The following is a 20,298-nucleotide window of genomic DNA, read 5'->3' on the forward strand; positions in this document are numbered from 1 at the left end:
TGAATTACTTTATTAAGGCGTTAAAAATGGAATTATATAATTTAAAGCATCCATCACAAGTGGTGAGTTTCAGCGAAGCAGTGCAGTTAGGGTTAGGTAAAGATCGCGGTTTATTTTTTCCTAAGTCTATCCCGGTGTTAGATAATATGGATGAGCTGCTTGCTCTTCCTTTTGCTGAACGTAGTAAACGTATTTTAGGTGCTTGGCTAGCAAGTGAAATAGGCCAAGAAAATGTTGATAAGCTCGTTGATAATGCGTTTACCTTTGACGCACCATTAGTTAAAGCTGATGACAAACGTGCTTGTTTAGAGTTATTCCATGGCCCGACATTAGCCTTTAAAGACTTTGGTGCACGATTTATGGCGCAGTGCGTTAATTTACTTGCTGGCGATAAAAAACTGACTATTTTAACCGCGACCTCTGGTGACACTGGTGCTGCCGTTGCAGATGCCTTTTATGGACTAGACGCTGTTCAAGTGGTTGTGATGTACCCGAAGGGGAAAATCAGCGAATTACAAGAAAAAATGTTCACTACTTTAGGTAAGAACATTCACACTGTTGCCGTAACATCTGATTTTGATGATTGCCAAACACTGGTAAAACAAGCTTTTGATGATAGTGACGTACGTGACGGTTTGCATTTAAATTCGGCTAACTCAATTAATATAAGCCGTTTGTTAGCTCAAATTTGTTATTACTTTGAAGCCGTTGCTCAGGCTAAACAAAATAGTGATGAAGAGATTGTTGTATCAGTGCCAAGTGGTAATTTTGGTAATTTAACTGCGGGCTTATTTGCTAAGGCGATGGGTTTACCGATTAAGCGTTTTATTGCAGCGACTAATTCAAATGACACTGTACCGCGTTACTTATCAGCAGGCGATTGGGCTCCCAATGCTACCGTTGCGACAATGTCTAATGCAATGGATGTCTCTGAGCCTTCAAATTGGCCACGTGTAGAAGCTATTTGCGAAGCAATGAGTTGGCCTTTATCTTCAATTACCGGTTTAGCGTTAACTGAAAAACAAACTTCAGCGGCGCTGAGCGAGTTGTTTAAGCTGGGCTACCAATCTGAGCCTCATGCAGCTATTGCCGCTCAAGCATTATCTGATGAGCTTAAAGAAGGGGAGACTGGGATATTCTTAGGGACAGCTCACCCAGCTAAATTCAAAGATGTGGTCGATGCTCAATTAAATATCAGTTTACCACTACCGGCAGAACTTGAAGCGGTAGTGAATAAACCTGTTTTATCGGCAGAACTTGATGCGGATTTCGAGCAACTTAAAGCGCATTTATTTAAAATCCTCGCCTAATCATTTGTCGTTCTGTTTGTAAGTATAGAAAGCACCTTAGGGTGCTTTTTTATTGCTGTTATTTTGTTTTTTATTGTTTTTAATCACTTTTTTAACAATTTATAATTTTATGATCTTCGTCATAACATCATTATTACCACTAGTGTAGATTGGATATATTCAATGTTTGCTTAATCTTTATACGTGAAGGAATGGTGATAATGGATAAGATGATACTGAAAAGGCTTATGAATGATCATAAGCACATTGCTATTTTGCTTGATGTATTAGCTAAGAAAAACATTAAGCTGTCAGAAGGCGAAGCGGTAAATTTTGCCTTGATAAGAGACGTTGTAGAGTATATGCAAGTCTATGCAGAACATAGCCATCACCCTTTAGAAGACATTACATACGATTACTTTGTGAAAAAGTTTTCAAGTCCTTGTAATACCCAGCTACATGAAGAACATAGCCGACTTGCTGAATATTCTGGCGCCTTAATGTATAGCTTGAATTTGATTTTATCTGATGTGGTGATTTCTCGAGAGAAGTTAGTCACAGATTTACAAGCTTATGTAGAGATTCAGCAAAAACATATGGAGTATGAAGAGACCGAGTTGTTTCCTTTATTTGCTAAACAGCTTCAAGCTGAAGATTGGCAGACCATTAAGTCTCAATGTGAAAAGCAATTAGTTGAAGACCCATTGTTTAGTGATAATGATGAAACTATATTTGAAGAGTTAAAAGAACACATATCACATGTGGATAAAAGGTGATTTAACATTTTAGATACAAAAAGAGCGCCAGCGGCGCTCTTTTTTTATTTTGAATTTTGAATAACTATTCAATTAGTCATTAATACCTAAAGAGGCATTGTTTCAAAATCAAAATCAAAACTAGTATCGATGTCTTGAAGTTCTTTGAGCAGACGCTGTTTATCCTTTAACGCTTCTATCTCCCGCCATTTACGTTTTTTATTTGAGCTTTTTGAGCGAGTTGGTCTTTCAACAACTTGGTCTAGCGCACCACCATAGTCTAAACGATCCATGGTAAACCTCCCTTGTTATTATGATGTCTCTATGCAAATAAGTATCATATTTCTTCGCTATTGTGCAATAGCTATGTTTCATTTTTGTTAATGCGGGCTGACAATTTAATGAAGGTTAACTGGACTATTTAGAGACTTGTGCTACCGAGTGGATTGAACTACCAATAAAAAAGCCAGCTTAAGCTGGCTTTTTTAGTATTTATATCTGACCTTGTCGATACAAATTAATTAATGCATTACTGGAAGAATCTAGCTCAGTTGCCGCATTTTCAGCACCAATCCGATCAAGTACATCGTTTCCAAGTACCTTGCCTAACTCAACACCCCATTGGTCAAATGAGTTTATTTGCCATATAGCGCCCTGAACGAAGGTTCTATGCTCATAAAGAGCAATGAGTGAACCTAAGGTGGTTGGAGTCAGTTTATCCATTAATAACGTGTTGCTTGGCTTATTACCTGTCATTACTTTATGTTGCGAAATAAGCGTTTTTTCAGCATCAGGTAAGTCTTTATCTGCTAACTCCGCTAATGCTTCATCAAACGTTCGACCTTGCATTAATGCTTGAGTTTGACCAAAGCAGTTTGATGCAAGTTGATTATGATGCTCGCCTAATGGATTGTGACTTTGCAGTGGCATAATGAAATCAGCAGGAATTAATGCAGTGCCTTGATGCAATAACTGATGGTAAGCATGCTGGCCATTGGTGCCTTCACCGCCCCAAATGACAGGCCCTGTGCTGAAATCGACCTCAGTACCATCTAACATGACTGATTTACCGTTACTTTCCATATCAAGTTGTTGGAAGTAAGCTGGTAAACCACGCAGGTAATGATCGTAAGTCAATACAACATGTGATTGAGCATTATGGAAGTTGCCATATAACACTGACAACATGCCCATAATGACAGGCATGTTTTGCTCTAGCGGTGTATTGGCAAAATGGTTATCCATTTGATGAGCACCATCAAGCAATTGCTTGAAGTTATCCATACCAACAAGTAGCGCGATAGGTAAACCAATTGCTGACCATAATGAATAACGGCCGCCAACCCAATCCCACATAGGGAAGATGTTAGAAGCATCAATACCAAATTCAGTGGCTTTAGCAACGTTTGAAGTCACTGCAACGAAATGCTTAGCAACGTCAGTTTGTGAACCACCATTTGCTAAAAACCAATCTTTTGCACTTAAGGTATTGGTTAATGTTTCTTGTGTGCCAAACGATTTAGAGGACATCACAAATAAGGTTGTTTCTGCGTCTAAATTTTTCAACTTTTCACAAATAGAGCTAGCATCAACATTGGCAACGAAATGACAATTTAGACCTTTAACCCAGTATGGGCGAAGTGCTTGTGAAACAATCTTAGGACCTAAGAAAGAACCGCCAATACCAATACTGACGATGTCTGTAATGGTTTTACCGGTATAGCCTTTCCAACCGCCTTGTTGTACTGATTCTACAAACTGAGCCATCTTGGTTAGGGTTTGTTGAACTTCAGGAACAATATTATTGCCTTCAGCCATGATGACTTGTTCAGGCTTACTACGAAGGGCTGTATGCAGCACTGCACGCCCTTCAGTGTTATTAATAATATCGCCGTTAAACATAGCGGCAATCTTGTTTGTTAAGTCAGCTTCTTTTGCTAACTTAAATAGCAAGCTTAGGGTTTCATCATCGACTCGGTTTTTAGAATAATCTAATAACAAACCGCAGTCTTTAACACTTAACTGCTCAAATCTTGAAGGGTTTTGAGCAAATAATTCACGCATATGTGGTAACGCTGCTGCATTTTGAGATAACTGCTGCCAGGTGTTACTCTGAGTTAAATGTGTCATGCAAATCACTCCATTGAATTTGGGTTTAGCCAAGTTTCTCGTTTAACATGACCTCTAATTTTCCTTGGTCAACGGCAAAGTTTCGAATACCTTCAGCAAGTTTATCAACAGCCATAGGGTCTTGGTTATATTCCCAGCGGAATTGAGCTTCGGTTAGCGGTGTTGGCGCAGCTTCAACAGAAGTAGCAGGCTTAAGTTTCTGAGTAATAGCAATATCAGTGTTAGCCAATTCTTCAAGTAGTGCAGGGCCAATGGTAAGACGGTCACAACCCGCAAGTTCGATGATTTCGCCAATATTACGGAAGCTTGCACCCATGACAACAGTGTTATATCCATGACGCTTGTAGTAATCATAAATGTCAGTGACAGATACAACACCAGGGTCAGTTTCAGCAGTATAATCTTGGCCAGTGTCTTTTTTATACCAATCTAAAATACGACCAACGAACGGTGAAATTAGGTAAACACCAGCTTCAGCACATGCGCGTGCTTGGGCAAAACTGAATAACAAGGTTAAGTTACAGTTAATGCCTTCTTGTTCCAGTTGTTTTGCAGCGCAAATACCTTCCCAAGTAGAAGCGAGTTTTATCAGGATGCGCGATTTATCGATGCCAGCTTCTTTATATAGCTTGATAAGCTTGTGCGCTTTTTCAATTGAACCCGCTTTATCAAACGAAAGACGTGCGTCAACTTCTGTTGATATACGACCAGGAACAATTTTTAAGATTTCTACGCCAATATTGACCGCTAATTTATCGCCAGCATCTTCAACTTGTTGCGCAACATCACTTGATTGGCCTTTTGCCCATGCAATAGCGTCATCAATTAGAGGAGCGTACTCTGGAATTTGTGCAGCTTTTAGGATCAGAGAAGGGTTGGTGGTTGCATCTTCAGGTTGGTAACGTTTAATTGCTTCGATGTCGCCAGTGTCTGCAACAATGGTTGTTAGTGCTTTAAGTTGAGCTAACGTGTTCGCCATGGAAATTTCCCTCTCAAGTAACAAAGTTATTTTGTTCAGTGCGGTTATTAGAAGCGATTTTACTGTATTTTCCAACAAATTTTGTAAAAAAATTACATAAAAATTGTCTTTTAGAGCGTTTTAACGGAAAAACTTGTTATTTAATATCTGATTTATTAGCTATTTAACAAGTTTTTCAACTTGTTAAAAAAATGTTACCGATAACAACCCTGTGGTTGTAAGGTTTATTTTATTTTGTTTGTTAAATTTCAAATGAAAGTTTTAAAATAAAAAGTCGCTGCAAGCAGCGACTTTTATTATTTCCAATAAGCTTAATGCTTATTGTGTTTTATTTTAGTACAGGACGCTTTTCTGCACCACTCACTACCGCTTCAATACGACGGTTTTGCTTGTTAGCTTCAGCTGAAGTACCTTCAATAATAGGACGGTCTTCACCAAATCCAACAGCTTTTAAACGAGTAGCATCAATGCCGTAGTCATTTACCAGTGCATCTACAACGGCTTGAGCACGTTTCTCTGATAATTGCATATTGTAATCAGCGTTACCAACATGAGAAGCATGGCCTTCAATAACGACTGATGTATGTGGGTTATCTTTTAAATACTTCGCAGCTTTGTCCATACGTGGTTTTGATTCAGGTCTTAATACTGCAGAATCATTATCGAATAATAGGCCTTCTAGGCGTGAAGAGATTGGTGCGTCTTCATATATAGTACAGCCTTGTGCATCAACTTTATGGGTCGAAGGTGTATCAGGGCATTTATCTAAATCATCTGTTACGCCATCATTATCCGAATCGATTGGTGCTGCTGCAACAACGGGAGCAACGACAGGTGCTGGCTTATCTACGCCGAAGCGGTAGCTAAGTTCAAGTCCCCAATAGTTACTTTCCATATCGAGTGTGTTGTATTTATCATCATCTAGGTTTTCGTAACGACGATATTTTGCTTGAAGCTTTAGGTTTTGGGTAAAGTTGTAACCAAAGCCAACACCAACGTAAGGAGCGATTCCGCTGTCACTATAATATTCAGTATTATAGTTTTTCTTATTAGAAATAAGGTAGTTCATTGCACCAGCTTCAGCTGAGAAACTCCATTTTTCACTAATAGGTAAAAATGCTGCTAAACCTAACGTCATGCCTCTAGCGCCGACATCGTTACGTTTGTTGCTATAGTCAGTCCATTCAGCTCGGCCTAAATCTCGGTAGCCTAGCTCAACACCAAAGTAATCATTAAATAAGTAACCACCGAAAACATCCCATGCATATGGGTCATCTTCACCGCACACTTTCATTGTTTTTTGATCGCAGTTAGGTTCATAGTTATTGACACCTAAACCACCACCGACGTACCACGGTGTTAGCTCTTGTTCAGCCGAAGCTGCAAAAGGTAACATTGAGGTGAGTAATACTACTTTTAATGTGTTCTTCATCATGTATAAGTCCATTGTTATTTTACTCCACCAAAACACATGTAAAGGATTTGTTTGTTACACGTGTCGCTGACGCTTATGTGGTGTTCCTATTATGCTTTTGTCAGCAGCATAATTATCGTCGTAAATTCAATGGTTTTCCATAGTAAGAAAGATTAATGTTGCTATTAATTGAAAAGTTTTTGTTGTTTTGGTTATTCTGAGGTTGCTTGTTTGTTTTTTGGTGGGGCATTTAAAGCATTAAAAAAGCGCCCTAAGGCGCTTTTTACTTAATCGAATGTATTGATGGTTTCAGTTATCGAGTCCAAACCCAGTTTTCAATTTCTTGTGGGTCAACACCATTTGCTTTGATGTAGTTACGATGCTCAACTAGTCGCTGCAGCATATCAGTGGTGATAGCCACATGTTGAGTTTCATCAATGACACCTTGTTGGAACAACTTGTATGCCATATCAATCACTAAATGATAACGTGAAGTGCCATTACGAACGCCCATATCGAATGGTGTCGTTGTTGAACCTTCTTCTTCATAACCTTTAATTCTGAAACGACGACTACCTTTATAGTCAAATACAAGTTTCTTAATCGTATTAGGGTAGCCATGGTAGTTAAATACCACGCCTTTATCTTCAGTAAAGATTTCATCCATCATCCATGGTTTTGCTTGGAAGTCTCGGCTACCTAGACCATTACTGTTTAACTCGGTGACACTGACAAATCGAATGCGTACCCTTGGTAGTAATTCGCGGATCAGTACGAGTGAAGCCATACACTCTTGTGTGACATAATCACCACAACCAGCAAGTACGACATCTGGGTTTTCGTCTGAGGCGAAATCCCAAACCATAACACCATCTTCTGTTTGCTTACGAGACTCATCAAGTGATAGCCATTGAGGTAAATCTTTTTTACCTGCAACGAGAATATTTAACTTGTCACGGTCTTCATAAGCACGTTCAGTGTAAGTAAGAGTGGTGTTGCCGTCTGCAGGTAAATACGCAGAGATAATGTCAGGGTGTTTCTCGAGCATTGCCCCTAAGAAAGAAGGGTTTTGATGAGAGTAGCCATTGTGATCTTGACGCTCTAATAATGAAGACAGCACCACATTACAAGAAGGTACAGGTTTACGGAAATGAACCCCTTGGCTTGCGTATACATATTTACAGTATTGGTCTGCCATTGATGAAACGACTTGAGAGAAAGCTTCGTAGGTCGGGAACATTGCATGGCGACCTGTGACAGTGTAACCGTGCATCATACCAAAGAGTAAGTTTTCTGAGAGTAGCTCAATCACACGGCCGTCACGAGCCATGTCTTGATCCCAACTCTTTATTGGCCATTGCCAAGCACGGTCAGTTTCTTCGAAGACCGCTTGCAACTGGTTAGAGTATGTTTCGTCTGGACTGAAAATACGAAGGTTACGTTGATCGCGGTTTAATTTAAATGCATCGCGCATCCATTCGCCCATCTTATACATTGAAACACCGCGAGTACCGCGAGGCGTTTCAGGGCCATAACTTAGTTTTTTAAGATCAGGCTGAGCAAGAGCGCGAACCACTTCACCGCCATAGCTTAAATGTTGTCGACCGCAACATAAATGCTTAGGCGGAATAAGTGATTGGATATCTTTATCAAAGGTAATTTGACCTTCAGCATTGATTTCACACAACTCATCAAATTTATAACTGGCTAACCAAGTATTTAATGCAGTGAGATGACTTGCATCAGTTGCACACTTATTAACGATAACTTGATGTGATTCGCAGTTACCTTCAAGCTTTTTACCACCGTGTTCAGCAGTACCAGTCCAACCTTTTGCTGTGCGCATTAAAATGACAGGCCAGCGAGGTTTACAAACATCTTCGCCATTGCGAGCTCGAGTTTGGATGTCGTTGATCATCTCGTAAGATAAATCCATCGCATTCGACATTTGAATGAACACATCTTCTTCAAGTTCATCATCAACGATAATTGGATGATAGCCAAGCCCACGGAACTCTAAATCGAGTTCTTCATGATCCATTCGTCCCATTCGAGTCGGGCCGGAAATTTTGTAACCATTAATGTGAACGATTGGCAGTACTGCACCATTAGTAGCTGGATCCACTAAACGGTTTGCATACCATGAAGCTGCTAATGGCCCAGTTTCTGACTCGCCATCACCAACAAGACAAGCCGCAATTAAATTTGGGTTATCAAGTACAGCGCCCCAAGCAACAGAAAGTGAATAACCTAATTCACCTCCTTCAAGAATTTGACCAGGCGCTTCTGGGTTTGCGTGAGAAGGGTAACCGTAAGCTGCAGAGAACTTTTTACAAATATCCTCAATGCCAGCTTCATTATATGGGATGGTTTCTGGATAGAAGTGGCTTAAAGAACCTTCGACAAAAAGGTTTGCTTGCACAGCTGGAAAGCCATGTCCTGGGCCGACAAGATATATGAAGTCTCTTTGATGCTTGACGATGAGGCGATTGACGTTAGCGTAGACAAAGTTTATCCCAGGACAGGTTCCCCAATGACCAAGTAATCTTGGCTTAATATCTTCATGTTTCAAATCTCTTTTGAATAATACATTTTGTTTTAGGTAGATTTGAGAAGTGGCGAGAAAGTTTGTAGCTCGAACAAATTTCTTTAGCGACGTGATTTCATTTGCATGCGTCATAATTGACCTCAATGTTTAAAGTAAAATTTATTTAACCTTTAATGAGAACACTGTATTCTTAAAATGGTTGCAATAATGTGGTCTTTGTCTAAGTTTTTATTAAATCTTTTTATTAAAAAAATGGTCGCAGGTTGATTTGATGTTAATTCTTTTACGATTAAGGGCATAAGATTGTTATTTGAGATGAGGGTAAAGGCTGGTAATTAGATAAGTGTGATCAAGATCACCTGACGCTTCAGATCATCTATGCTAATTTTTTGCTCCGAAAAAAACAGAGATAATGAATTGAGAAAGTTTGCTAGGCATTCGTGCTTAAAAAAAGTAAAGTTAACTCGATCAAATCCTAAATAATAAATAACTAATATTTTCGCTCACTAAACTTGATGTCACCAGATAGCCGTAAGTGGTTTGTTGGCATAGAGCTTGAGTGTTTTTATTAAAATAATACGATAATTTTATTTTGTTTGAAGCAACAAGCCATTGGGATAATTCAATACAGGCTGTCTTTTTGCAAAATAAAGTTATTCCAAGGAATAAATAAAGCATGGCAATGTTAGAAACGATTGTGAATTTCATGAACGATTTACTCTGGGGTAAATTGTTAGTTTACGGGCTGGTTGGTGCAGGTTTATTTTTTACTGTACGTTTAGGCTTCATTCAAATAGCTCACTTTACACACGGCATCAAAATTTTAGCAATTAGCCGTCGTCCTGGCCGTCATGGTCTATCTTCCTTCCAAGTATTCTGTACCAGTATGGCTGCGCGTGTTGGCGCGGGTAACATGGCTGGTGTTGCTGTCGCTATCGGAATGGCAGGCCCAGGTGCTGTCTTCTGGATGTGGGCAATTGCTGTATTAGGTATGGCAACTGCAATGATCGAATCCACTTTAGCGCAAGTCTATAAAGTGAAAGATTCTGATGGTCAATACCGCGGCGGCCCTTCTTACTATATGGAAAAAGGTTTGGGTCAGCGTTGGATGGGGATCCTGTTCTCAATCTTGCTGATTATCTGTTTCGGTTTAGTATTTAATGCGGTTCAAGCTAACACTATTACTGGTGCAATGACGGCAGTATTTGGCTTTGATCCAGTCTATGTGGGTATTGCTATCGCTGTGTTGAGTGGCGTAGTGATTATGGGTGGCCTTAAGAAGGTTGCTAAAGTGTCTGAGGTTATCGTACCTATCATGGCGCTGGCCTACATTGCGATTGCATTTGTCGTTGTCTTGATGAATGTTGAGCAATTACCTGCAGTCTTTACCTTAGTTATCAAAAGTGCATTTGGCTGGCAAGAAGCCGCTGGTGGCGCGGTTGCTTACAGTATCGCTCAAGCTATGCAAGCAGGTATTGCACGAGGCCTGTTCTCAAACGAAGCGGGTATGGGTAGTGCGGCCAATATTGCAGCGAGTGCTTCACCAAACCCAAATCACCCAGCATCACAAGGTTATATGCAAATGATGGGTGTTTTCTTTGACACTATCGTAATTTGTACAGCAACTGCTGCGATTATCTTATTGTCTGGCGATGCGGCAGGTAGTGGTGATGGTATTGAGATGACAATTAATGCGTTATCTTCTCATGTTGGTGATTGGGGCGGTGCGTTCATTGCTTTTGCTATTTTACTGTTCTGTTTCACTTCTATTATTGCTAACTATTCTTACGCAGAAACCAACGTTATGTATCTTTCAGGAAATAAGAAAGGTGCATTACCAGTATTCCGCCTAGCGGTTCTAGGTATGGTGATGTTTGGTGCTATTGCGAAAATTAATATCGTGTGGAATCTAGCTGATGTATCTATGGGCTTAATGGCACTGGTTAATGTAATTGCGTTGCTATTATTATCTGGTCTAGCAGTTCGAGTGATTAACGATTATCGCCAACAAGTTAAAGCTGGAGAAGAACCAGTTTTTGATACAGATAAGTTCCCTGAGCTTGCTGAACAGCTTGAAGATGGCATCTGGAAAAATAAGCCAGTTGAATCTGACAAGTAGATTAAAAGGATTACTAGAGTCCACTTTTAATGAGTGAAAGCTAAACTCTATTAGTACAATCTAAAAAACCATGCATTTATTGCATGGTTTTTTTATTCAGCCCAGTATCATAGGAAGCATTAAAGTTGAATACTGTATGGCTTAATAGGATAGTTAACGATGTTAGTATTAGTTTCTCCAGCAAAAACCTTAGATTTCGATACCACAGCTAAGACCTCGTCATTTACTCAACCCACTTTATTAGATCATAGTCAGCAATTGATTGAAGTTTGTCGCGAACTTACACCAGTAGATATTGCTTCATTAATGAAAGTCAGTGATAAGATTGCAGGTTTAAATGCAGCAAGGTTTAGCGAATGGCAACCTAACTTCAACCTTGATAATGCCAAGCAAGCCATGTTTGCATTTAGAGGGGATGTATACACTGGACTTGATGCTGACTCAATGACAGAGCTGCAGATTAATAAAGCCCAGCAACATCTTCGCATTCTTTCTGGTCTATATGGGCTGTTAAAGCCGCTTGATTTAATGCAAGCATACCGCTTAGAAATGGGCACCAGCTTAGCTAATCCTAAAGGTAAAAACCTTTATGCATTTTGGGGCGAGGTTATCACTAATGAAATCAATGCTGCTGTTACCGAGCAAGCTGACGACATCATTGTGAATTTAGCCTCAAATGAATACTTCAAAGCAGTAAAACCAAAGCAATTAAAAGCGACATTAATTACACCAGCTTTTAAAGACTGTAAAAATGGCCAATATAAGGTCATTAGTTTTTATGCTAAAAAAGCCCGTGGCCTAATGGCGAGATACTTAATTGAAAATGATATTAATACGTTAGCGGGCATTCAGCAATTTGACGCCGATGGTTATTACTTTAGTGAAGAACTATCGACACCTGCAGCGCCAGTTTTTTTGCGTGAAGAAAGAAGCTAGCGGAATAATCTGTTTACTCAAAAGAATGGATTTGAAAAACCAAATAAAAAAGCAGCTTATTAGCTGCTTTTTTTATGCTCGAAGTAAAGTGAGTATGCTACTTCTTATCTTCTTTTTTAGCCAGCGGACGTAAGTCTAATTCTGACTGCGCCATGATATACGCAAATTGTGCATAGGCTGCTACATTTTGCGCTAACGCTTCTGGATCAATTTTATCTAGCGTGTCATTTGGGGTGTGATGATAGTCGAAGTAATCTGTACCATCTTGTCTTAGAGATGCAACAGGGACACCTAATGAAGGCATCATAGACACGTCAGGGCCGCCAGTCGCTTTATTATTACCAAGCTTAACCCCATTGATTGTCATCGCACTGTGCTCGACTTTCACTTGTTCGAACACTGCAGGGTTAACATTAAAGTCTATTTGATAAATTAATCCTGCGCCAAAATCTGATTCTGCAGCGATATAGTGCTTGGTTAATTCATCCGCATGCTGCTTTACGTAAGCTTTGCCGCCTACGAGTCCGACTTCTTCTGCTGCATATAACACCACTCTGATTGTTCTAGCTGGTTTTTGTGGCAAGTCTTGAATTAGTTTGGCGGCAGCTGTGACAATCGCAACGCCCGCACCATCATCAATCGCGCCAGTTCCTTCATCCCAAGAATCAAGGTGAGCACCAATTAACACCACTTCATCTGGTTTGCTGCTTCCGGTGACTTCAGCTATCACATTATATGAAGTGGCAACACCTAAATTCTTAGAGCTTAAGTTTAAGGATAATGTGATGTTGTCATCACGCTTTAGCATTGAATTGATCATGTCAGCATCTGGTGCTGAAAGCGCAGCAGCGGGAATTTTAGCAACCCCTTCTTTGTAACGCATCATGCCGGTATGGGCCATTCGGTCATGATCTGTTCCAATTGAGCGAATAACTACGGCTACAGCCCCTTTTTCAGCAGCGGCTACGGCGCCTCTTGAACGTCCACCTACAGATTGACCATAACCTTTACCACTAATGTGTCTTTCTGTTTTATGGTCAATAAAAGCAATTTTACCTTTTACAGCGTCAGGATCTGCAGCTTGTAAATCTGCGAGGGTATCAAATCGAACAACTTGGGCTTGTAAGCCATCTGTTGGCGTCGCGACACTACCACCTAAGGCACTGATAACAAGAGGTTGCTCAAAAGGGGCGATAATTGATGCTTTGGCGCTGCCACGAGACCAAGCAGGCACTTGAACCGATTCTTTATAAACTTTATCAAAGCCTAAAGATTCTAGTTTGTTCATTGCCCAGTTAACCGCAATGATATCTTTCTCTGAACCCGCCAACCTTGGACCGACTTCTACTGTTAATGACTCCACAATGTCATAACCTAATGAAGAGGCTAAAGCTTTTTGAGCTAGGGTTTGACTAATTCGATTGTTGTTAGTGTTTTCTAAATTAGTAGTATTTGTTACTTGTGTATCATTTGTATTGTGTTGACAACCTGATATTGCTGTAAAAATCATCGCGGCGCAGAGAGTCTTATTGTAGTTTTTCATGAGTTTCCTTCATTTTTATTAGCTAAGTCTCATTTTTAAAAACAATCTACCAAAAAGTGTGCTTCATGTCGCTGCCCTATTTGTTAGGGAAGGCTATATTAGCCAAGGAGATGATTGAGGAGAACCAAGCGCGTGATGAATATTGAATTAATGCAACAGCGTGCAGATCATGCTGTAGTAATGCTGAAAGCACTAGCAAATGAACGTCGTCTGTTTATTTTGTGTCATTTGCTTAATGAAGGTGAAATGTGCGTTGGTGAGATGAACAAAAAACTAGGTCTAAGCCAATCTGCATTATCGCAGCATTTAGCTTGGCTAAGAAAAGACAATCTCGTTTGTACACGTAAAGAAGCCCAAACTGTTTTCTATTCACTGAAAAGTGAAGAAGTACGTGAGTTAATCAAAGTATTGGACAACTTATACTGCCACTAGTGGCAAAGTTGGACATACTAAAAGCGTCTTAATTATGCTTACACTATGTAAGTTATGATTAAGGCGTTTTTTTATGGCTAAATTTTATGAAATCGTTTGAGCGTGAAACTGAATTTAGGTGAGCTGTTTGAAGATAGTTAGAGTTTGCTAGGGGAGGCAAATTTTAGATATAAAAAAACCGACCTAGGTCGGTTTTTTAAAGACTAAATCACAAAATTAAGCAGCGATTGCTTTGATTCTTGTGTTTAGACGTGCCTTTTGACGAGCAGCTTTATTCTTGTGAATAAGGCCTTTAGTCGCCATACGGTCAACAATTGGTTGTGCTTCTGCGAATGCTTCTGTAGCCGCTTTGTGGTCACCGCTCTGGATAGCAGCGATAACACGTTTAACGTATGTACGTAACATTGAACGACGACTAGCATTATGCTGACGACGTTTTTCAGATTGAAGCGCGCGCTTCTTTGCAGACTTGCTATTAGCCAAGGTGCAACTCCTAAAACTGGGATTAATACTTTGAGGGCGAGGAATATGCCTGCTTTTATTCATTTTGTCAATGAATATGGCAGAAATATCCTCAAAAAGACAAATAAAACTACCTTGCTCGGTTATCTTCAACCCAACTCGTGTAAGATGTGGCGCATTCTACCAGTTCTTGTATTGCATAAACAGCATTAGAATTGAAAAATTGAGATATATCCGCGTTTAATAATTCATTAGCAAACTGCTATGGAGGGGTGTTTGAGTAAAAAGCTATTAAAATCAGGTGCAATTGTCAGTGTGATGACATTGGTATCAAGAGTACTAGGCCTGATAAGAGATGTGGTAATAGCAAACTTGATGGGCGCGGGTAGTAGCGCCGATGTGTTTATTTTTGCCAATAAAATTCCCAACTTTTTACGTCGGCTATTTGCAGAAGGTGCATTCGCACAGGCGTTTGTCCCTGTGCTCACTGAATATCAACAGAAAAACACTCCTGAAGAAACCCGAGAGTTACTCGCTAAAGTTGCAGGTACGCTGGGCGGTATTGTCAGTGTGGTTACTTTAATAGGCGTAATAGCTTCGCCCATTCTTGCTGCTTTATTTGCTGGCGGTTGGTTTTATGACTGGCTAAATGATGGTCCTGATGCTGGCAAGTTTGAGCTTGCATCATTAATGCTCAAAATTACTTTTCCTTACCTATGGTTTATTACTTTAACGGCATTAGCGGGTTCGATTCTTAATACTCGCGGCAAATTTGCTGTATCTGCTTTTACACCTGTTTTTCTAAACATTACGATTATCGTGGCTGCACTTTATTTCGCGCCAACAATGCAACAACCTGAACTGGCATTAGCGTGGGGCGTATTTACAGGTGGTTTAGTACAGTTTTTATTTCAGCTGCCATTTTTATTACGTGAAAATGCATTAGTTAAACCTTCTTGGGGTTGGAATCATCCTGGTGTTGTAAAAATTAGAACTCTAATGATACCTGCATTATTCGGGGTGTCGGTTTCTCAAATTAACTTACTATTCGATACCTTTATTGCCTCATTCTTGATGACAGGCTCAATAAGTTGGCTATATTACTCAGATAGGTTGCTCGAGTTCCCATTAGGGTTGTTTGGTATTGCTATTGCGACGGTTATATTACCGGCATTATCTAAAAAGCATGTTGATGCAAAGGGAACAGGTTTTAGCGATACCATGGATTGGGGCGTTAGAGCTATTTTACTACTTGGCGCGCCAGCGATGTTAGGGTTAATTATTCTAGCTCAGCCGATGCTTATGGTGCTTTTTATGCGCGGCGCCTTTTCGGTTACAGATGTTGAAATGGCTTCATACAGCTTGGTCGCATACGGTTGTGGTTTACTTAGCTTTATGATGATCAAAGTTTTAGCTCCGGGGTACTTTTCTCGTCAGGATACTAAAACACCAGTTAAATACGGCATTATCGCTATGATAAGCAATATGGTGTTTAACATTATTTTCGCTATTCCTTTTGGCTATGTTGGCCTTGCTATTGCGACTTCTATGTCGGCTTTACTTAATGCTGTTTTATTATATCGAGGGCTTCATATTGCAGGAGTGTACCGATTTAGCCGTGCAACATTAGTATTTTTCTTAAAGGTAGTGCTTGCTACCGCGATAATGGCAGTAATGCTTATTTATACTTTACCTGCGCAATTATTGTGGCTAGAAATGTCGATGATGGTCAAAGTGCTAACCCTGCTTAAACTCATCGGCTCAGGCGCTGGTGTTTATTTATTGAGCTTGGTATTAATGGGGCTGAGACCTTGGAAGATGAAACGTCAATCATGAATGCTGATTATCGAATCTATCTAGTATATAATCAGCCGATTTACAGTAGCAGTTAATTGGCGTAATGGAACTAATCCGCGGTATACACAATATTTTACCTTCGCATCATGGGTGCGTGCTCACTATTGGTAACTTTGATGGTGTGCATCGTGGTCATGCGCAAGTGCTTAATAACTTAGTTAATAAGGCAAAGCATTTTCAGCTACCTGCTGTAGTAATGACGTTTGAACCTCAACCACAAGAGCTTTTCCGTCAGCAAGATGCGCCAGCAAGAATTAGTTTGCTACGGGATAAAATTAGTTTACTTGATGAACTTAATATTGACCGTCTGCTCTGTGTTAATTTTAACAGTCGTTTTGCCAATCAACCTGCTGAGCAGTTTATTGAAGACTTACTCGTTAAAAAACTCGGCGTTAAGTATTTAGTTGTTGGTGATGATTTTTGCTTTGGCAAAAACAGAACCGGCACTTTTGAAATGTTGGTGGCAGCAGGTAAAAAGTTTGGATTTACGGTTGTTAGCACGCAGAGCTTTATTTTAGGCTCTATAAGAGTGAGCTCAACAGCGGTAAGAGAACAACTTGCTTTAGGTAATTTAGAGCAAGCAAGAAGATTATTAGGTCATCCCTTTGTGTTAACCGGCCGTGTTGCTCACGGTCAAAAGCTAGGAAGAACCATAGGGTTTCCTACTGCAAATATCGCCTTAAAACGTAAGGTATCACCTGTTCGCGGTGTGTTTGCAGTTAAAATGTATTGGGATGACAGTGATATATATGAAGGCGTTGCCAATGTTGGTTTTAGACCAACAGTTGATGGGCAAGTCTGCCAGCTAGAAGTGCACTTATTTGATTTCGACGGTGACTTATACAGTAAACGTGTTGAAGTAGAATTAGTGGCAAAAATCCGTGATGAACATCCGTTTGAATCATTGGATGCACTGAAAAAACAAATTTTGAATGATGCAAATGAAGCAAAAGCTTTATTTGGCAATGATGCAGGTTGAAATAAATCAGCCCAATTAATGGTATAGGATCAATGACCGACTATAAATCTACGTTGAATTTGCCGGAAACAGATTTTCCGATGCGCGGTAATCTGGCTAATCGTGAGCCAGAAATGTTAAACCGTTGGACTCAAAACGAACTTTACCAAAAGATTCGTGATAGTCGAATTGGACGCAAACCATTCATTTTACATGATGGCCCTCCGTACGCGAATGGCAATATCCATATCGGTCACTCAGTAAACAAAATTTTAAAAGACATCATCATCAAATCTAAAACGATGGCAGGCTTTGATGCGCCATACGTTCCAGGTTGGGATTGTCACGGTTTACCTATCGAATTGATGGTAGAAAAAAAGTTGGCAAGCCAGGCCAGAAGATTTCAGCTGCTGAGTTCCGCGCTGAATGCCGTAAGTATGCCGCGAAGCAAGTTGACGGTCAGCGTGATGACTTTATTCGTTTAGGCGTATTAGGCGACTGGCATAACCCATATTTAACGATGGATTACAGCACTGAAGCGAACATTGTTCGTTCACTGTCAAAAGTGATTGATAGCGGCCACTTACACAAAGGTGTTAAGCCTGTTCATTGGTGTACTGACTGTGGTTCAGCTCTTGCTGAAGCAGAAGTCGAATATGAAGATAAAACCTCACCAGCTATTGATGTTGCGTTTAATGCGGTTGATTCAGCAGCTGTTGCAGCAAAGTTTGGTGTTGAAGGTTATACCTCAACAATTTCAGCGGTAATTTGGACAACGACGCCTTGGACTATTCCAGCTAACCGCGCGTTATGCCTAAGCCCTGAACTTGATTATAGTTTGGTTGAGTTTGTTAAAGATGGTGTGACTAAAACACTCATTTTAGCTGAAGTGTTAGTTGAGTCGTGTATGACTCGATTTGAAGCTGAAAGCCATACCGTTATTGGTACTGCTAAAGGTGCTGAACTTGAGTTGCTTCGTTTTAATCATCCTTTGTCAGCATTTGATGTGCCGGCAATTTTAGGTGACCACGTAACAACTGAAGCGGGTACTGGCGTTGTTCATACCGCTCCTGGCCATGGTCAAGACGATTACGTTGTTGGTCAAAAGTATGGATTAGAAGTTGCCAACCCAGTTGGTGATAACGGTGTATACAAAGCTGATACTGAATTCTTTGCTGGTCAACACGTATTTAAAGCGAACAAGAGTGTCGTTGAACTGTTAGAAGAAAAAGGTCAACTATTACATCATGTGGCTTACCGTCATAGTTACCCGCACTGCTGGCGCCATAAAACACCCATTATTTTCCGTGCGACGCCGCAGTGGTTTATCTCAATGGACAACCATGGCTTACGTAAGCAAGCATTAGGTGAAATTGAGCAAACTCAGTGGATCCCTGATTGGGGTCAAAGCCGTATAGAAAAAATGGTTGAGAACCGTCCTGACTGGTGTATTTCACGCCAACGTACTTGGGGCGTACCAATCACATTATTGGTTAATCGTGAAACGGATGAGTTACATCCTGATAGCGTTGCTATTATGGAACGTGTTGCCCATCGCATTGAGCAAGAAGGCATCCAAGCGTGGTGGGATCTTGAAATCAGTGAACTGATTGGCGATGAAACTGAGCAATACCGTAAAGTGACCGATACTTTAGACGTTTGGTATGACTCAGGTTCAACTTTCTCATCAGTTGTTGCATCACGACCTGAATTTAATGGCCATGAAATAGATTTATACCTTGAAGGTAGCGATCAGCATCGTGGTTGGTTTATGTCATCACTCATGATTTCTACTGCGATGAACGGTAAAGCACCGTACAAGCAAGTATTAACTCATGGCTTTACCGTTGATGGTAAAGGCCGCAAGATGTCAAAGTCTGTTGGTAATGTTATTGCGCCACTGCAAGTTATCAATAAACTTGGTGCAGACATTCTACGTTTATGGGTTGCAGCTACTGATTACAGTGGTGAAATGACGGTTTCGGATGAAATCCTAAATCGTAGCGCTGATTCATATCGTCGTATTCGTAACACTGCACGTTTCTTATTAGCTAACTTAAATGGCTTTAACCCAGAAACTGACATGATTGCCACAGAAGATATGGTATCACTTGATCGCTGGGTTGTACGTCGTGCAGCTGCACTACAAGAAGAAATTATTGAAGCTTACGATCAATATAATTTCCATTCAGTGACTCAGAAGCTAATGCAATTTTGTTCTGTTGAGTTAGGTAGCTTCTACTTAGATATTATTAAAGATCGTCAGTACACAGCAAAGCAAGATGGTCATGCTCGTCGTAGCTGTCAATCAGCGCTTTACCATATTGCTGAAGCTATGGTTCGTTGGATTGCGCCTGTTCTAAGCTTTACTGCTGATGAAATCTGGAAATTATTACCTGGCGAACGTACAGAGTTTGTATTCACTGAAGAATGGTATCAAGGGCTTGAGTCAGTCACATTAGATGGCGATTTAAGTGATGATTACTGGCAGCAGTTACTGACTGTGCGTAATGAAGTCAATAAAGTGCTTGAACAAGCCCGCCGTGATAAACGTATCGGTGGTTCTTTAGAAGCCGAAGTGACCTTATTTGCTGATAGCGAATTAGCTGCTCAGTTAGCAAAAGTTGATAATGAATTACGCTTTGTATTACTGACTTCAAAAACAGACGTTGAAACACTAGAGAGTGCGCCAACAGATGCGATTGAAACAGAGCTTAGTTCACTTAAGTTAATGGTTGCGAAAAGTAGTGCACAGAAGTGTGACCGCTGCTGGCACTACAGTGAAGATGTAGGCACTATCGAGTCGCATTCAACACTTTGTGGACGCTGCGTAACAAACATTGAAGGCGATGGTGAACATCGTGATTTTGCTTAAG

14 protein-coding genes and 1 pseudogene are annotated in these 20,298 nt (G+C 40.3%); 8 read left to right on the forward strand and 7 right to left on the reverse strand.

Annotation, left to right across the window (positions count from 1 at the left end; translation table 11 throughout):
- Positions 1–26: 26 nt before the first annotated feature.
- Both thrC and AC0L4E_RS05020 read left to right on the forward strand, forming a co-directional pair.
- Positions 27–1,310 carry a threonine synthase gene (gene thrC, locus AC0L4E_RS05015; protein ID WP_473678262.1) on the forward strand — a complete coding sequence of 428 codons (1,284 nt, stop codon included), beginning with the start codon at positions 27–29 and terminating at the stop codon, positions 1,308–1,310.
- A 200-nt stretch (positions 1,311–1,510) separates the two neighbouring features.
- Positions 1,511–2,065: a hemerythrin domain-containing protein gene (locus AC0L4E_RS05020; protein ID WP_473678263.1), complete on the forward strand. Its 555-nt coding sequence runs from the start codon at positions 1,511–1,513 to the stop codon at positions 2,063–2,065.
- An 86-nt stretch (positions 2,066–2,151) separates the two neighbouring features.
- Here AC0L4E_RS05020 and AC0L4E_RS05025 read toward each other — a convergent pair whose 3' ends face one another.
- From AC0L4E_RS05025 to AC0L4E_RS05045, 5 genes are all read right to left on the reverse strand, one after another.
- Positions 2,152–2,337 carry a DUF3545 family protein gene (locus AC0L4E_RS05025; RefSeq protein ID WP_055025622.1) on the reverse strand — a complete coding sequence of 62 codons (186 nt, stop codon included), beginning with the start codon at positions 2,335–2,337 and terminating at the stop codon, positions 2,152–2,154.
- 199 nt (positions 2,338–2,536) lie between these two features.
- Complete coding sequence (pgi, locus tag AC0L4E_RS05030; protein WP_473678264.1) at positions 2,537–4,174, reverse strand: glucose-6-phosphate isomerase; 1,638 nt, start codon at positions 4,172–4,174, stop codon at positions 2,537–2,539.
- A gap of 25 nt (positions 4,175–4,199) precedes the next feature.
- A complete protein-coding gene (tal, locus tag AC0L4E_RS05035; protein WP_473678265.1) occupies positions 4,200–5,153 on the reverse strand; it encodes a transaldolase in 954 nt (317 codons plus the stop codon).
- A gap of 328 nt (positions 5,154–5,481) precedes the next feature.
- Positions 5,482–6,588 carry an OmpA family protein gene (locus tag AC0L4E_RS05040; protein WP_473678266.1) on the reverse strand — a complete coding sequence of 369 codons (1,107 nt, stop codon included), beginning with the start codon at positions 6,586–6,588 and terminating at the stop codon, positions 5,482–5,484.
- A gap of 292 nt (positions 6,589–6,880) precedes the next feature.
- Positions 6,881–9,247 (reverse strand): phosphoketolase family protein, encoded by a 2,367-nt coding sequence (locus tag AC0L4E_RS05045; RefSeq protein ID WP_473678267.1) that lies wholly within the window; start codon positions 9,245–9,247, stop codon positions 6,881–6,883.
- A gap of 550 nt (positions 9,248–9,797) precedes the next feature.
- Here AC0L4E_RS05045 and AC0L4E_RS05050 point away from each other — a divergent pair.
- Both AC0L4E_RS05050 and yaaA read left to right on the forward strand, forming a co-directional pair.
- A complete protein-coding gene (locus tag AC0L4E_RS05050; RefSeq protein ID WP_473681532.1) occupies positions 9,798–11,234 on the forward strand; it encodes an alanine/glycine:cation symporter family protein in 1,437 nt (478 codons plus the stop codon).
- A gap of 159 nt (positions 11,235–11,393) precedes the next feature.
- Positions 11,394–12,170: a peroxide stress protein YaaA gene (gene yaaA / locus AC0L4E_RS05055; RefSeq protein WP_473678268.1), complete on the forward strand. Its 777-nt coding sequence runs from the start codon at positions 11,394–11,396 to the stop codon at positions 12,168–12,170.
- Positions 12,171–12,267: 97 nt separating this feature from the next.
- On the opposite strand, the gene AC0L4E_RS05060 is transcribed toward yaaA, so the two are convergent.
- Positions 12,268–13,713: a M28 family metallopeptidase gene (locus AC0L4E_RS05060; RefSeq protein WP_473678269.1), complete on the reverse strand. Its 1,446-nt coding sequence runs from the start codon at positions 13,711–13,713 to the stop codon at positions 12,268–12,270.
- Between the two features lie 135 nt (positions 13,714–13,848).
- Here AC0L4E_RS05060 and AC0L4E_RS05065 point away from each other — a divergent pair, with 135 nt between their 5' ends.
- On the forward strand, positions 13,849–14,145 hold the full coding sequence (locus AC0L4E_RS05065) for an ArsR/SmtB family transcription factor (RefSeq protein ID WP_102529665.1): 297 nt from the start codon (positions 13,849–13,851) through the stop codon (positions 14,143–14,145).
- Positions 14,146–14,361: 216 nt separating this feature from the next.
- Here AC0L4E_RS05065 and rpsT read toward each other — a convergent pair whose 3' ends face one another.
- A complete protein-coding gene (rpsT, locus tag AC0L4E_RS05070; protein WP_102529664.1) occupies positions 14,362–14,628 on the reverse strand; it encodes a 30S ribosomal protein S20 in 267 nt (88 codons plus the stop codon).
- Positions 14,629–14,883: 255 nt separating this feature from the next.
- On the opposite strand from rpsT, the gene murJ reads away from it, so the two are divergent.
- The 3 genes and pseudogenes from murJ (at position 14,884) to ileS (ending at position 20,297) form a co-directional block, all read left to right on the forward strand.
- A complete protein-coding gene (gene murJ / locus AC0L4E_RS05075; RefSeq protein ID WP_473678270.1) occupies positions 14,884–16,443 on the forward strand; it encodes a murein biosynthesis integral membrane protein MurJ in 1,560 nt (519 codons plus the stop codon).
- Positions 16,444–16,507: 64 nt separating this feature from the next.
- Entirely contained in the window at positions 16,508–17,443 is a 936-nt protein-coding gene (gene ribF / locus AC0L4E_RS05080; protein ID WP_299568224.1) for a bifunctional riboflavin kinase/FAD synthetase, read from the forward strand.
- Positions 17,444–17,475: 32 nt separating this feature from the next.
- Positions 17,476–20,297, forward strand: a pseudogene (gene ileS / locus AC0L4E_RS05085) (isoleucine--tRNA ligase).
- Position 20,298: the final 1 nt, after the last annotated feature.

It is taken from the genome of Shewanella sp. GJ50-10, assembly GCF_055808815.1.